Genomic DNA, 14,001 nt, shown 5'->3' with positions numbered 1-14,001 from the left:
AAGTACGCGACAGGGCCAGCGCCTGAGCAGAACTACTCAGCCGGACCAGCGGCCGGTGAAGAAGCCGGCCGCCCAGATCGCCGCCAGCGGGATCGCCACGGCCAGGTAGAGCCGGCCGATCCACGGTCTGCGTCTGGCCAGGACCGCGAGACCGATCCACAGCGGCCACATCAGCAGGGTGGCCCGGGTGAGTGAGTAGATCCAGAACGACGTACAGAACGCACCGATCGTGGCGGCGACCCAGGCGGCCTCACCCCAGGACCGGCGCCAGAACAGCCAGGCGAGCAGGACCAGCCCGATGAACAACGTGACCAGCTCGGCCCGGAACATCCAGGTCCAGTCACTGCGGTCGGCCGGGAAGTGGCCCTTGCTCGCGGCCTCAAAAGTGTGCATCAGCGAGATCCACGGCCAGGTGAACTCCCGCGCCCAGCCCTTCTCCTGCGCGTCCTGCCAGGCGAACCAGGAGCCGTGGATCTGCTTCAGGTACGCCATGAAGCCGAGCACCGGTACGACGGGCAGCGCCAGCCACGGCAGCGACAACCAGTCCCGCTTCTTCGAGGTGACGAACTCGACGAGCAACGCGAAGATCAGGAAGAGCCCGGACACCCGCACCGTGGACGCCAACGCGACGAAGACGGCGGCGCGCGCCCACCGCCCCTGCCGCGCGGCCAGCCAGGCGGGGAACGCGAAGGCGCAGAACAGCGCCTCGGTGTACCCGGCCGCGAGGAAGACCCCGACCGGAGCGCCGTACCAGATCATGGCGGCGTTCGGGCCGATGCCCTTCAGCTCCGGGAACTCGTACTGCGCCAGGCGCGCGAGGTACACGCCCGCCACGGCGCTGGCGACCGCCGACACCACGATGCCGGCGGCAACGTAGCCGATCCCCGTGTAGCTGACCAGCCGGACCAGCAACGGGAACCCCGGGAAGAACGCGGCCAGCGGCGCACCGGACGGCTCACCGTTGTTGTAGCCGAACTCAGCGACCGCCTTCAGGTGCCAGACGTCCCACTGCAGCCAGGCCTTCCACACGTTCGGGTAGTCGCTGCCCCGGTTGAACATGAGCGGCGCGGAGACCGACAGCACGAACAGCGCCACCCGGGTGACCAGCCACCACCCGAGCACCTCCCGACCCAGCGGCGTCGGCATCCATCGCTGCCAGCCAACCCCGTCGACCCGGGCCCGCCGAGCCTTCCCCGGCCTGGGCTCACCAGCAGCCGAGCGCTCAAACACGCCCCCACCGCCGCACACCACAGTCCACCCGAGTCACAGCCCCATCGTCCCTCATCCAGGATGCACTGACCGGAGCCAGTGCGCGGACGCCACTAGCCGCCGGGTGTTCTCGGCGTGTCGGTGGGTTTCGGTTTGGTGGTACCGCCGGTTGGCAGCGACGGGATGACCGGGGTCGTCGTCGTTTGCGTCGGCTTGGTCTTGGTCGGCGTGTTCGTCGGCTTCGACGGCGGCGGAGTGCTCGGCGGCGGCGTACTCGGGGGCGGAGTACTGGGCGGCGGAGTGCTCGGAGGCGGCGTACTCGGCGGCGGGGTGTACGTCGGCGTCGACGTGTCCTTGATCTGGTCCTTGTCCGGATCGGCGAACTCGGCTTCGGGCACGCCGTCGAGGGCGGCCTTCATGAACGCCAGCCAGGTCTTCAGCGGCCAGTTGCCACCGAAGAAGGCCGGGTCGTCGCTGTACGGGTCGAGGTCCGACTCACCGGTCGCGCCGGCCCGGTACAGCACAGAGGTGGACTCCTGCGGCGTGTAGCCCGTCCACCACGAGGTCAGCGTCGCCGAGCCGTCCTTACAGCCGTCGCAGGCCGCGTTCTCCTTGCGGTCCTCGACCGCGACACCACCGGCGGTACCGGTCTTGCCCGCGACCGGGCGGTCCAGATCCTTTGCTCCCTCGCCGGTGCCCTTCTGGACCACGTTCTGCAGGGCGAAGTTGACCAGGTTCGCGATCTCCGGCGTGAAGGCCTGCTTCTGCTGCTTCATGACACTCGCGTCCGACCACAGCACCTTGCCGTCGGGACCGCGGACTTCCTTGATCACGTGCAGCGGCGTGTACTTGCCCTCGGCAGCGAACGTCGCGTAGGCGTTCGCCATGTCGACCGGCGACGCGTACGCGTCCGGGCCGAGCACCGTCGCCGGCGCCTGACGGTCCTTCTCCAGCGTCTTCGACGCCGGGATGCCGGCCGCCTCGGCGGCGTCCACCACCTTGCTCGGGCCGTCCTCCATGGTCTTGTCGACCAGCTCGTAGAAGGCGGTGTTGATCGACTGCTCGGTCGCCTTCATCAGCGTGACGTCGCCGTAGTCGGTGTTCAGCTCGTTGCCGAACTTCTGGCCCTGGATCACGATCGGGCTGTCGCCTTGGTAGGTGTCCCAGAGCGACTTGCCCTCCTTCAGCGCCGCGGCCAGTGCGAACGGCTTGAACGACGAGCCCGGTCGCGCCTTCGTCGTTGCCCAGTTCAACTGACTCTTCAGGAAGTCCGGCCCGCCGTACATCGCCAGCAACTGACCGGTGCCCGGTTGCACGGCAGCCATCCCGACGTGCAGACCGGCGTTCTTCTTCGGCTGTTCCTTGGCGGCGGCGAGCATCTTGCCCTGCTGCGTGTAGTTGAAGGTGGTCGTCACCTTCAGGCCGCCGCCGGTGATCTCGTCCTCGTCGAAGCCGCGCTGTGCCAGCTCCTTGCGGGCCATGTCGAGCAGGAAGCCGTTCGGGCCGGCGTACCGGCTGCTCTTCTTCCTCAGGTCCTTGAGACTCGGCAGCGAGTTGCCGTATTGCTTCTCCTGGGCCTCGGTGATCGTGCCCATCTGCTGCATACCGTCGAGGACGTAGTGGTACCGATCGATGATCCGCTTCTTCGTCCGCGGATCCGGGTCGGTGACGTCGAACAGCGACGGGTTGTTCAGCACCGTCGCGAGCAGGGCAGTTTGCTGAATCGTCAGCTTGTTCGGGTCGGGCTGCTTGAAGTAGGCGGCCCCCGCAGCAGAGATACCGTACGCACCCTGGCCGAAGTAGATCGTGTTCAGGTAGCCCTCGAGCGTCTTGCTCTTGTCCTGCTGCCGGCCGAGCTTGGTGGCGATGAACAGTTCCTTGAGCTTGCGGGAGACCGTCCGCTCCTGGGTCAGGTACATGATCTTCACGTACTGCTGCGTGATCGTCGAACCACCCTGCAACTGCTCACCACGAGCGATGTTCACCGCCGCCCGGACCATGCCGCTCGGAGAGATCCCCGGGTTGGTCCAGAACGTCCGGTCCTCCGCCGCGATCACCGAGTCCTGAACGTGTTTCGGGATCTGCGACAGCGGCACCGTGTGCCGGTTCTGCTCGTAGAACGACCCCAGCGGGTTGCGCTGGTCGGCGAACGTCACCGTCGTGGTGTTGGTGGCGAACTCCTTGTTCGGGTCCGGGATCTTCGTGGTCTGGTAGACGATGAAGAACGCCGCGACCGCGCCGATGACGCCGAGGAAGAAGAGTGCGGCGAGCCAGCCGAGTACCCGGAGCGCCCAGTGCTTCTTGCGCCGGGGCGGCGGGGCGGCCTTCCTACGAGCTTCACTCACTGTGCAATCCTCGACGATCTCGCTGAAGTCATTGCCCCACAGACTACGGTGGGTGTGGTAACAGGCCCGAATCCGCTCCGGATGCTAGCAAGCACCTGCTGCCGGGCCCAAAGTCGCTGCAAGCGGTTACCCCGTGACGTGCGGTGCGAGCAATGTCACGGCGATCAGCGCGGCCGGGAAACACGCCAGGAACATCGTGAACGTGTAGCCCATGATGTCGCGCGCCTTGAGCCCGAGGATGGCGAGCGTCGGCAGCATCCAGAACGGCTGCAGCAGGTTCGCACTCGCCTCGCCGAGGTCGTACACGACGACCATCCAGCCCGCGTCGACCTTCAGCTCGTTCGCGGCCTGCAGCACGTACGGCGCCTCGATCACCCACTTGCTGCCGCCGCTCGGGACGAAGATGCCGAGGATGCACGAGTAGATCGCGACCAGCGGCGGGAACAGGAACTGGTTGCTCGCCTGCACCAGCCACCCGGCGAGGCGCGCGGAGATCCCGGTGTAGGCGATCATCCCGAAAATCCCGCCGTACAAGGGGAACTGGAGCAGTACGCCGGCCGCGGCGGGCGCGCCGTCGCGCACCGCACGAGCCATCCGCCACGGGCGCCAGTGCAGGAGCATCGCGAGCAGGAACAGGATCAGGTTGACCGTGTTGAGGTCGAGCGCGTTGAAGAAGCTCTTCCCACTGAAGTAGCGGACCAGGTAGATCGCGCCGAGCAGCACGATCAGCAGACTGAACAGTGGTGAGTGCTCCAGCCAGTCACCGGGCCTCCGCGTTTCCTGGCGTTGGCCGTTGTACGCGGATCCGCGCCCGACGAGTGGTTTGAGTTCGATCCCAATCTGCTCCGCGGTCCGCGCGTTGTTCTCGCCGGGCGCGATGAACCACGCCATCGCGACACCGACGACGTACACGATCAGCGTCGCCACGAGCGCCTGCCAGGTGAAGATCGTGTCGCTGAGCGGGATCAGTCCGCTGGCGTGACCGCCGGCCTTGATCACCTCCTGCACCGGCGCGGGGCTGCTGCTCGCGCTCGCCACCTGCAGCGCCGCCGAACCGGACAAACCCTGCGCCCACACAGTTCCGAGCCCGAGGAACGCCATCGCACCGAGAGCGCGGTAGTCCGCCTTCGGCACGTTGCGCGCCACCTCCCGCGCCAGGATCGCCGCGAAGATCAGGCTGAAGGCCCAGTTCAGGTACGACGCCAGCATCGCGACCGCGGCGACGAACGCGACCGCCGTTCGCGGACTATTCGGGATCCGGGCCAGCCGGGTGATCAACCGCGCGATCGGTCCGCTGGTGGCGACGGCGTACCCGCCGATGATGATCATCGCCATCTGCAGGGTGAACGTGATCAGCGACCAGAACCCGATGCCCCAGGCATCGATCAGGCCGAAGCCCTTGGTCGCGGCCGGGTCGTCGGGGCGCTTCAGCAGCGGCTCACCGGTGACGAGCCCGAACAGCAGCACCACGAACGTGCCGACCAGGACGAACCCGAACGCGTCCGGCAGCCACTTCTCGGTGAACGCGGTGAACCGCAGCGCCAGCCGGGCGAGCGCGCCCTCGGCCTCCACGTCGGACTTGGCGTGCTTCCCATGACTGTCGGTCATTACCGTCCGCTCCCGGGCTACGACGCTGAGTGTCATTCGATTAACGCAGATCGGCGTCTGACGTAACAGGTTTCCTGGGCGTGCCGCTCGGCGAAGGTGACAAAGGTCGTGTTTGTCAAGAGTTGTCCACAGCCGCCGGCTCTGCTTACAGTGGCGGCACGATGTATCGAACCGATACATCACGTCATGACAAACTAGACCGAGGGAGGTGGCTCATGGGAAACCGCAGTGGGGTCCTGGAGCTCGCCGTACTCGGTCTGCTGCACGAAGCGCCGATGCACGGTTACGAGCTCCGCAAGCGCGTCAACGCCCAGTTCGGCTGGGGACGCGTGCTGTCGTTCGGTTCGCTGTACCCGTGTCTGAAGGCGATGCTCCGCAACGGGCTGATCACAGCCGACCCCGGGACGCCGGAGTCGGGTCGCAGGCCCAAGATCGTGTACACGATCACCGCCGACGGCAAGGACTACTTCGCGCACGCGATGCACGAAGCCGGCCCGTCGGCGTGGGAGGACGACACGTTCGGCGTCCGCTTCTCGTTCTTCGGCCGGACCGATCCGGCCACCCGGTTGCGCATCCTCGAGGGCCGCAGGGCCCGGATGGAGGAGCGGCTGGCCAACTTCCGGGCGGCGATGAGCCGGACGGCGGAGCGGGTCGACGCCTACACCCTCGAGCTGCAACGGCACGGCCTGGAGTCGGCCGAGCGCGAGGTCCGCTGGCTGAACGAGCTGATCGACGGCGAGCGGCGGCAACAGCGGCCCCCTGACCAGCACCACCCGCCTACCCAAGGAGATTCCAGATGACCTCGATTCGCGTAGCGATCGTCGGCGTCGGCAACTGCGCAAGCTCGCTCGTCCAGGGCGTGCACTACTACCGTGACGCGAAGCCCGAGGAGCGCGTCCCGGGTCTGATGCACGTCCAGTTCGGCGACTACCACGTCCGGGACGTGGAGTTCGTGGCCGCGTTCGACGTCGACGGCAAGAAGGTCGGCCTGGACCTCGCCGACGCGATCGGCGCCAGCGAGAACAACACGATCAAGATCTGCGACGTGCCGTCGACCGGCGTCACCGTCCAGCGCGGTCACACCCTCGACGGCCTCGGCAAGTACTACCGCGAGACCATCACCGAGTCGGACGCTTCGCCGGTCGACGTGGTGGCGGCCCTGCGTGAGGCGCAGGTCGACGTCCTGGTCTGCTACCTGCCGGTGGGGTCGGAGCAGGCGGCCAAGTTCTACGCGCAGTGCGCGATCGACGCGGGTGTCGCGTTCGTGAACGCCCTTCCGGTGTTCATCGCCGGCACCAAGGAGTGGGCCGACAAGTTCACCGCGGCCGGGGTGCCGATCGTCGGCGACGACATCAAGTCGCAGATCGGTGCGACCATCACGCACCGCGTGCTGACGAAGCTGTTCGAGGACCGCGGCGTCACCGTGGACCGCACGTACCAGTTGAACGTCGGCGGCAACATGGACTTCAAGAACATGCTCGAGCGCGAGCGCCTGGAGTCCAAGAAGATCAGCAAGACCCAGTCCGTCACGTCGCAGCTGCGCGACGAGATCGAGCCCCGCAACGTGCACATCGGCCCGTCGGACTACGTGGCCTGGCTGGACGACCGCAAGTGGGCGTTCATCCGGCTCGAGGGCCGCAACTTCGGCGACGTACCTCTGTCGCTGGAGTACAAGCTCGAGGTCTGGGACTCGCCGAACTCGGCCGGCATCATCATCGACGCGATCCGCGCGGTGAAGATCGCCAAGGACCGCGGGATCGGCGGCCCGATCCTGTCCGCGTCGTCGTACTTCATGAAGTCCCCGCCGGAGCAGTACGCCGACGACGTCTGCCGCGACCTGGTGGAGAAGTTCATCCGCGGCGAGGTCGAGCGCTGACCCTTAGGTAGCGGAGCCGCCCCGACACCCATCCCGGGTGTCGGGGCGGCGTGCCATCATGACGACGGATGACCGAGATCCGTGAGTACCGCGACGAAGACGCGCCCAGCTGGCTGCACTGCCGCCTCCTGAGCTTCTTCGCAACCGAGTACTACGACGACGTCGTGGTGAAGCGCCCGACCTTCGACAACCCGGCCCACCGGCTGGTCGCAGTCGACAACGACACCGTCATCGGCCTGATGGACATCGAGATCTTCCCCGACCGCGCCACGATCGACGTCCTCGCCGTACACCCCGACCACCAGCGCGAGGGCATCGCCTCACAGTTACTCGAGACAGTCGTGCCCCTCCTGCAGGTCGACGTACTCGACGCCTGGACGCGTGGGGACGTGTCCGCGAACGAGTGGTACCAGCGGTCCGGGTTCGTGGAGAACTTTCGCTATCTCCATGTCTACAAGTCGTGGCAGGACGATGCCGACGGTTTCGAGACACCTGAGGGTCTGGGTAAGCCGGTGAATGCGTTCATGCATGCACCGATTTCGCTTGAGGATTCGATGCGTGCGCGTTTCGGGCGGGTGCACGTCTGCCGGCAGTACGTCAGGGCGTTGTGAACCTGTACGTCGGTTGCGCGCAGTGGACTCATGCCGCGTGGCCGCAGCCTTCGCGGGACAAGTTGCGTTCGTACGCCTCATGGTGCAACGCGGTGGAGAGCAACACGACGTTCTACGCGACGCCGTCTCGTTCCTCGGTTGAGAACTGGGCCGCGCAGACGCCGGCCGACTTCCGGTTCGTCGTGAAGTTGCCGCAGGTCATCACGCATGAACGCCGGCTCAACAACGTCGACGCCGAACTCCGCGCCTTCCTCGCCGCAATCGAACCGCTCGGCCCGCGCAACCACGCGGTCTGGATCCAGCTCCCGGCCGCGTTCGCACCGACCGACCTCGGTGCGCTGGCCGCGTTCCTCCACCAGGCGCCCCGCGAGCACCGGTACGCCGTGGAAGTCCGGCACCGTGACTTCTTCGACGATCCCCGCGCCGCGACGAACCTCGAACGCGTTCTCGCGCGGGCGAACGCGGAGTGGATCCCGTTCGACACCGGCACGCTCTTCGCCCGCCGCCCGACCAGCCTGGCCGAGCGCGACGCCTGGATGAAGAAGCCGCGGGTCACCCGCCGAACCCGCGCCCTGACCGGCCACCCGATCGTCCGCTACATCGGCCGCGACTCCGTGGCCGAGACCGTCGACGGCTGGGCGTACCTCGTCGACCTGGTCGTCACCTGGCTCTCCGAAGGCCGCTCCCCGACGATCTTCCTGCACACCCCCGACAACACCGAGGCCCTCAATCTGGCCCGCCACTTCCACACAACCGTCGCCGCGGCCGTCCCCACCCTCACACCCCTCCCCGACCCAATCGAACCCGACCCACCAACCCTCTTCTAACCACCCCGAGCACAAGACGGGTTGTCCGGCTCTTCTGATGTGTCGGTGAGTTGTGGGGAAGGAGACAGGTTGTGGCGGGCTGGGGACTGCTACCCACCTGCGACGACCAGCAGGATTCCCCACCTCCAGGCCCCGTGCCTGAAGCCAGCTCGCTGCAGGCGCCGGCGGGGTGCAGGTGTGCGGTGAGCTGTTGTGGTGGGGACAGAAATGGTCACTCCGTGCCACTTTGTTTCCCCGCACTTGGGTACTGTGCCGATCCCGAGCAGCGATCCTGGCCTGCCAGACGACAAATCGCCCAGGCCACCCAGACCGCACGGTGACTCACCGCTCAACCCAGCCAACCCACACATACAGCACAAGAGCCGGTTATCCCCTCGCGTGCAGGGTTCTCCCCGCATCTACCAGCAGAGAACCCCCAACACGAGGGGTTAACCGCCAACCTTTGCCACGGTGGTCCGTTTGGTTGCGGGTCGCCGTTGGAGTTGTCCACAGTTTCAAAGTGGCCTGCAGATTCGGGGTCTGATCTCCGTATGTTCTCCGCCGACTTCACGACTCGGGAGGACATCTCATGGAGCATTCGACAGGTACGCCGACCAATGCCGCGGCGCAGACTCGCGCTGAGCGGCAGGCCCGCGCCGACTGGCTGATCACCGAACTTGGCCGGCTCGCGGCGCAGGCCGAGGACCCGGACGACAAGGTGCGCATTCGCCGCACCGCCGACTCCCTCGTCCGGCTCGCGACCGCCTACCGCTCGTGACGACAACCGCGGTGGCGCCGCATCCGACCTCGGTCCTCGAACTGTTCGCGACCAGCGGGGAGACAGCTCGCGCACTCGCCGGCGCGGACCGCTCCGCCTGGAACGGTCACATCATCGAGTCCTCCAGCGCGATGCTCGGCCTCGCCCACTGGGACGGCACGCTCTACCTCGATCGCGAATCGATCGTCGACCCACTCCGCCACCTGTACGAACACGCGGGCGCCAAACGTCCCACCCGCACACTCATCGCCTATCGCGAGTCCTTGGCCACCCTGCTCCACGAGCACGCGCACTTCCTCGGGCCGGCCGACGCTACCCAGGACGCGGCCCGCGAAGCGTTCACGAAACTCGGCAGCCGCCAACTCGAGGAAGGTGTCACCGAGGCCTGGGCCCAGGACCACCTCGACGACTTCATCCACCGACTCGGCATCGACAAGGTTGCCCCAGGCATCGATTCCGTCCGGTCCGGCGGTTACTACGCCGCGTTCGTCCCCGCGATCCGCGAGATCACCACCGACCTGGACATCCGCAACGGCCTCCCACCCGGCGAGACCTTGTCCGTCCTCAACCGCCAAACCGCTGCCGGCCAGTTCCCGCTCCTGGTCGACCTGGTCTACAACTCCACCCGGCTCCCCGACCTCGAACCACCCGGCACCGACACCCGATCCCGCCTGGAGTCGATCCTCCGCTCCGGCCTCGCCCACCTGGATACCTACGAACTCGACCCACCCGGCCTCGCCACCAGGCACTCACAGGCAATCGCCACCCAGATCCTCGATCACCTCCACCACGAGACCCACACCGCCGAAGCCACCTGCGCCGTCAGCGAGCCCGACCCCTGCGTCCTTCCGCCTCCCACCCGCCGCATACCGTCCCCTCACGAAGCAGCCCTCTCAGGTGTAGCTCCTCCAAGACCCACCCAACCCTCAACCGCCCTCCACCCCGCTCACACCCGCAGGGCGCCAGCGGCCGCGCGATCGCTGGAGAGCTGTGGATAGCCCGCCGGTGGTGACGTGTGGCGGCGGATTCTGTTTCACTGGCGTTCATGGGGCTGGAGAGTCACATCGTCAGTGGGCCGATGGGGCCGCTGACGCAGATCTGGTCGGCGGAGTGCGACAGTCCGACGGCCTTCAGTTCGCTGGCCTCGGTGACCGCCGGGATCGGATTCGCGCGCATCGGAGGAACCTGGGCCGTGCACCTCCGCGGTCCGGCGACGAAGGCAACCACCATGGTGTGTTCGGCGGACTCGGAGTACTTCGGCGCCGACTTCCGGGTCGGCGCGTATCTGCCGATGTTCCCGCCGGCGCGGTTGACGAACCTGCGTGACTCGGTCCTGCCGACGCTGCCGGACGGTCGCATCCTGCTGGACGGTCGCGCCTGGGAGATGCCGACACCGCAGAACATCGACGTGTTCATCGATCGGCTCCGGAAGGAGGGACTGCTGCGGGTCGACCCCATGATCGAAGAGCTGTGGTACGGCGGTCTCCGGACAATGCCGGCGCGAACGGCACAGAGCCGGTTCGTGCGTGCGGTCGGCCTGCCGCTGCGCACGCTGGGACTCATCGAACGCGCCAGGCAAGCCGTCCGGATGCTGCACGCGGGCCGAACGATCGCCGAAGTGGCGGTCGGCGCGGGCTACTACGACCAGCCGCACCTGACCCGATCGCTTCGGCGGTTCATCGGACACACTCCTGCGGAGGTGGCGCGAGGCAGCGTGATCCTGGGGTTGTGAGTGCGGCTGCCGGTGGGCGTGGGTTCGTTGCGCTTCGGTACAAGACGGGCCATCAGCCGGGCAGGTACCTTCCGTCGCCATGAGACTCATCGAATCGACGTACATCTCACTGGACGGCATGGTGACCGGCGATGCGTTCTGGGGCGCTCAGCAAGGTTTCCAGGGCGACGCTCACAACGAGCACGCCGCGGGGTTGCTGCAGGCAGCAGATGCGTTGCTGCTCGGCCGGCAGACCTACGACGTGTTCGCCACGTCCTGGCCCGAGCGGTCCGGCGAACTCGCAGACCTGATCAACCCGCTGCCGAAGTACGTGGCGTCGCGCACGCTGACCGAGGCGACCTGGAACACCGAGGTCCTGCCGGGCGACGGCGTCGAGGCGGTCGCCGAACTCAAGAAGTCCCGCGAGGGGACGCTGCTGAAGTACGGCACAGGGTCCTTCAGCCGCGCCCTGGTTGAGGCAGGCCTGCTCGACGAACTCCGGCTGTGGGTCCATCCCCTCGTCGCCGGCTCCGGAGAACGCCTCCTCCCCGGACTCTCGCCGACCCGACTCGCACTCGCCGAGGTGACGGATGTCGGCAACGGCGTCGTCATCCTGACCTACACCCCGAACAACTAACGGAAAGAGCCTGAGCTACAACCGATTGGAGGTGCTGTGACAGGCTGACGTCTCGGGTCGAGGTCGGCCAATGGGGCGTTCGAAGGAGTGAGTTGATGAGTCTCGTCGAGGAAGCTGCCGCGATCGCGCCTGGGCTGGTCGAGTTGCGGCGGGAACTGCACCAGGTTCCCGAGGTCGGCCTCGAGCTGCCGAAGACTCAGGCTCTGGTGCTCGACGCGCTGGCCGGGTTGCCGCTGGAGATCAGCACGGGCAAGGAGCTGACGTCCGTGGTCGGCGTCCTGCGCGGCGGTCGGCCCGGGCCGACGGTGCTGCTGCGCGGAGACATGGATGCGTTGCCGGTGGTCGAGGAGACCGGGCTCGCCTACGCGTCCGACAACGGGAACATGCACGCCTGCGGCCACGACCTGCACACCACGGGCCTGGTCGGAGCGGCGCGGTTGCTGAGTGCGCATCGCGACGAGCTGAACGGGAACGTGATCTTCATGTTCCAGCCCGGCGAGGAAGGCCTCGGCGGTGCCGGGTACATGCTCCGGGAAGGTTTGCTGAACGCCACGGGTGACAAGCCGATCGCGGCGTACGCGTTGCATGTCTGGTCGCAGGCGGCGAAGGGGACGTTCCAGCTGCGTCCGGGCACGATCATGGCCAGTTCGAACCAGTTGCACATCACGGTGCACGGCAAGGGCGGCCACGGGTCGTCGCCGGATCGGACGATCGACCCGGTGCCGGTGGTGGCGGAGCTGGTGCTCGCGCTGCAGACGTACGCGACGCGGCGGGTGAACGTGTTCGACCCGGTGGTCGTCACAGTGACGCAACTGGAGGCGGGCGTCGCGATCAACGTCATCCCGAACACGGCCCGGCTCGGTGCGACGGTGCGGACGCTGTCGGACGCGATGCTGGAGCAACTGAAGCGCGAGCTGCCGGCGCTGGCGGAACGGATCGCGGCCGCGCACGGATGCACGGTCGACGCGCGGCTCGACCCTCAGTATCCGGTGACGGTGAACGACGCCGGGCGTACGGCGGAGACCGCGGAGCTCCTCACCGGCCTGTTCGGCGCGGAGCGGGTGCAGCAGCTGGACAACCCGCTGATGGGGGCCGAGGACTTCTCGATGGTGCTGCGGGAGGTGCCGGGCACGTTCGTGATGGTCGGCGCCCGGCCGGACGACGTCTCGGAGGAGGAGGCCCCGTCGAACCATTCGAGCCTCGTCCGTTTCGACGACGCGGTCCTCGCCGACCAGGCCGCCGCCCTCGCCCAGCTGGCCACCAAGCACCTGACCACAACCTGACACAGGAGCCTGACAGACGGGCCGGGCACCACCGCCCGACACCACCGCCCGACACCACCGCCCGAGACCGGAGCCTGACGCTGGGGCCTGGTCAGGTGGGTGGGCCCGCGAGGTGGGTGTTGACCCGGTTGAGCAGCGCGAACAACTGGTCGCGCTCCTCGCGGGTCAGCGGTGCCGTGATGTGGGCGTTCACCCCGGCGAGCACCTGATCCAGTTCGGCGAGCCGCCGTACGCCGTCGTCCGTGATCGTGATGACGTTGCGGCGCTTGTCGGCGGGGTCCGGCGTACGGCGGATCCAGCCGCCGTCAGCGAGCTCGTTCAGGACCGCGACGAGGTCGCTCTTGTAGACGCGGGCGCGGCCGGCGAGGGCGGACTGGCTCGCCGGGCCGAACTCGGCGAGCGCGGCGAGCACCACGAAGTGGTCCTTGTGGGCGCCGACGGCCCGGAGCGCGTCGCCCGCGGCGCGGTGCGTCTGTGCCGCCGTCAGCCCGACCAGCCGTGACAGCTGCGCCTTGAGGCGCTCCGGCGTCTCGGCGCCGTGGTCGAAACGCAGCTCGTCCTCCATGGGCGCCAGCATACGCCGCTTGCGTTAGTCGGACTAACGATCTATCTTCATTGGTAACACCAACGTTAGTACGACTAACCATTCGAGGAGTCCGACATGACCGCCACCGAAACCCTGATCCGCGAACTCGCCGACCGCAGCGAACTGACCGACCTGGTCTCCCGCCACAGCCTGTGGATCGACGAGCACCGGTACGACGAGAGCGACCGCCTCTTCACCGAGGACGTCGAAGTCACGTCGCTGCGCGGCACTGCCCGCGGCCTGGAGGCGCTGGTCGCACTCGTCCGGAAGGGCCACGACGACTTCGCCCGCACCGTGCACAACAAGTCCAACCTGGTGATCGAGATCGACGGCGACACGGCCACCGTGCGGGCGCACGACCTCGCCGTGTTCGTCATCGACGACAAGCAGGAGGCGATCGCGGCCGGCATTCATCACTACCGCGCGCGCCGGACCGAGAAGGGCTGGCGCTTCGACCGGCTCGAGGTCGTCCCGGTCGCGCTGACCGAGTCCCTCGACCGGGCACTCTAGAGGGAGCCTGTGGCTGGTCGGTCCGCCAGAGGCCGACCAGC

At 67.4% G+C, this 14,001-nt stretch carries 14 protein-coding genes; 10 read left to right on the top strand and 4 right to left on the bottom strand.

Features of this window, described 5'->3' with window-relative positions:
- Positions 1-36: 36 nt before the first annotated feature.
- The 3 genes from E0H92_RS02345 to E0H92_RS02335 form a co-directional block, all read right to left on the bottom strand.
- On the bottom strand, positions 37-1,146 hold the full coding sequence (locus E0H92_RS02345) for a mannosyltransferase family protein (protein ID WP_131467092.1): 1,110 nt from the start codon (positions 1,144-1,146) through the stop codon (positions 37-39).
- 176 nt (positions 1,147-1,322) lie between these two features.
- Complete coding sequence (locus E0H92_RS02340; RefSeq protein WP_131495234.1) at positions 1,323-3,554, bottom strand: transglycosylase domain-containing protein; 2,232 nt, start codon at positions 3,552-3,554, stop codon at positions 1,323-1,325.
- 126 nt (positions 3,555-3,680) lie between these two features.
- Positions 3,681-5,162, bottom strand: coding sequence for a short-chain fatty acid transporter (locus E0H92_RS02335; protein WP_131495233.1), 1,482 nt, complete (start codon positions 5,160-5,162; stop codon positions 3,681-3,683).
- 215 nt (positions 5,163-5,377) lie between these two features.
- On the opposite strand from E0H92_RS02335, the gene E0H92_RS02330 reads away from it, so the two are divergent.
- From E0H92_RS02330 to E0H92_RS02290, 9 genes are all read left to right on the top strand, one after another.
- Positions 5,378-5,962 carry a PadR family transcriptional regulator gene (locus E0H92_RS02330; protein WP_131284360.1) on the top strand — a complete coding sequence of 195 codons (585 nt, stop codon included), beginning with the start codon at positions 5,378-5,380 and terminating at the stop codon, positions 5,960-5,962.
- Positions 5,959-7,038: an inositol-3-phosphate synthase gene (locus tag E0H92_RS02325; RefSeq protein WP_131467089.1), complete on the top strand. Its 1,080-nt coding sequence runs from the start codon at positions 5,959-5,961 to the stop codon at positions 7,036-7,038. Before E0H92_RS02330 ends, E0H92_RS02325 begins: the two co-directional genes overlap by 4 nt.
- A gap of 68 nt (positions 7,039-7,106) precedes the next feature.
- A complete protein-coding gene (locus E0H92_RS02320) occupies positions 7,107-7,649 on the top strand; it encodes a GNAT family N-acetyltransferase (RefSeq protein ID WP_131495232.1) in 543 nt (180 codons plus the stop codon).
- Positions 7,646-8,476 carry a DUF72 domain-containing protein gene (locus tag E0H92_RS02315; RefSeq protein WP_131495231.1) on the top strand — a complete coding sequence of 277 codons (831 nt, stop codon included), beginning with the start codon at positions 7,646-7,648 and terminating at the stop codon, positions 8,474-8,476. The genes E0H92_RS02320 and E0H92_RS02315 overlap by 4 nt, the downstream gene beginning before the upstream one ends.
- Positions 8,477-9,044: 568 nt before the next feature.
- Positions 9,045-9,233, top strand: coding sequence for a hypothetical protein (locus E0H92_RS02310; RefSeq protein WP_131467086.1), 189 nt, complete (start codon positions 9,045-9,047; stop codon positions 9,231-9,233).
- Positions 9,230-10,231 carry a hypothetical protein gene (locus tag E0H92_RS02305; protein WP_131495230.1) on the top strand — a complete coding sequence of 334 codons (1,002 nt, stop codon included), beginning with the start codon at positions 9,230-9,232 and terminating at the stop codon, positions 10,229-10,231. The genes E0H92_RS02310 and E0H92_RS02305 overlap by 4 nt, the downstream gene beginning before the upstream one ends.
- Before the next feature lie 47 nt (positions 10,232-10,278).
- Positions 10,279-10,965 carry a helix-turn-helix domain-containing protein gene (locus E0H92_RS02300; protein ID WP_131495229.1) on the top strand — a complete coding sequence of 229 codons (687 nt, stop codon included), beginning with the start codon at positions 10,279-10,281 and terminating at the stop codon, positions 10,963-10,965.
- Positions 10,966-11,044: 79 nt separating this feature from the next.
- Complete coding sequence (locus E0H92_RS02295; RefSeq protein WP_131495228.1) at positions 11,045-11,581, top strand: dihydrofolate reductase family protein; 537 nt, start codon at positions 11,045-11,047, stop codon at positions 11,579-11,581.
- Between the two features lie 95 nt (positions 11,582-11,676).
- The gene (locus tag E0H92_RS02290) at positions 11,677-12,864 is read left to right on the top strand and encodes a M20 metallopeptidase family protein (RefSeq protein ID WP_131495227.1); all 1,188 of its coding nucleotides are present in this window, start codon (positions 11,677-11,679) and stop codon (positions 12,862-12,864) included.
- Between the two features lie 91 nt (positions 12,865-12,955).
- On the opposite strand, the gene E0H92_RS02285 is transcribed toward E0H92_RS02290, so the two are convergent.
- On the bottom strand, positions 12,956-13,429 hold the full coding sequence (locus E0H92_RS02285; protein ID WP_131495226.1) for a MarR family winged helix-turn-helix transcriptional regulator: 474 nt from the start codon (positions 13,427-13,429) through the stop codon (positions 12,956-12,958).
- 96 nt (positions 13,430-13,525) lie between these two features.
- Here E0H92_RS02285 and E0H92_RS02280 point away from each other — a divergent pair, with 96 nt between their 5' ends.
- Complete coding sequence (locus E0H92_RS02280; protein WP_131467080.1) at positions 13,526-13,960, top strand: nuclear transport factor 2 family protein; 435 nt, start codon at positions 13,526-13,528, stop codon at positions 13,958-13,960.
- The last annotated feature ends 41 nt before the right edge of the window (positions 13,961-14,001 follow it).

It is taken from the genome of Kribbella speibonae (assembly GCF_004331375.1).
GTDB lineage: Bacteria > Actinomycetota > Actinomycetes > Propionibacteriales > Kribbellaceae > Kribbella > Kribbella sindirgiensis.
The sequence above is the reverse complement of the archived record's forward strand: the minus strand, read 5'-3'. Positions and strand labels throughout refer to the sequence as shown.

Bases quoted from the DNA above. Each gene is read 5' to 3' on its own strand.
- E0H92_RS02310 (WP_131467086.1), top strand. From the start codon at position 9,045: ATGGAGCATTCGACAGGTACGCCGACCAATGCCGCGGCGCAGACTCGC.
- E0H92_RS02285 (WP_131495226.1), bottom strand. From the start codon at position 13,429: ATGGAGGACGAGCTGCGTTTCGACCACGGCGCCGAGACGCCGGAGCGC.
- E0H92_RS02300 (WP_131495229.1), top strand. From the start codon at position 10,279: ATGGGGCTGGAGAGTCACATCGTCAGTGGGCCGATGGGGCCGCTGACG.
- E0H92_RS02325 (WP_131467089.1), top strand. From the start codon at position 5,959: ATGACCTCGATTCGCGTAGCGATCGTCGGCGTCGGCAACTGCGCAAGC.
- E0H92_RS02295 (WP_131495228.1), top strand. From the start codon at position 11,045: ATGAGACTCATCGAATCGACGTACATCTCACTGGACGGCATGGTGACC.
- E0H92_RS02290 (WP_131495227.1), top strand. From the start codon at position 11,677: ATGAGTCTCGTCGAGGAAGCTGCCGCGATCGCGCCTGGGCTGGTCGAG.
- E0H92_RS02330 (WP_131284360.1), top strand. From the start codon at position 5,378: ATGGGAAACCGCAGTGGGGTCCTGGAGCTCGCCGTACTCGGTCTGCTG.
- E0H92_RS02335 (WP_131495233.1), bottom strand. From the start codon at position 5,162: ATGACCGACAGTCATGGGAAGCACGCCAAGTCCGACGTGGAGGCCGAG.
- E0H92_RS02320 (WP_131495232.1), top strand. From the start codon at position 7,107: ATGACCGAGATCCGTGAGTACCGCGACGAAGACGCGCCCAGCTGGCTG.
- E0H92_RS02345 (WP_131467092.1), bottom strand. From the start codon at position 1,146: ATGCCGACGCCGCTGGGTCGGGAGGTGCTCGGGTGGTGGCTGGTCACC.
- E0H92_RS02280 (WP_131467080.1), top strand. From the start codon at position 13,526: ATGACCGCCACCGAAACCCTGATCCGCGAACTCGCCGACCGCAGCGAA.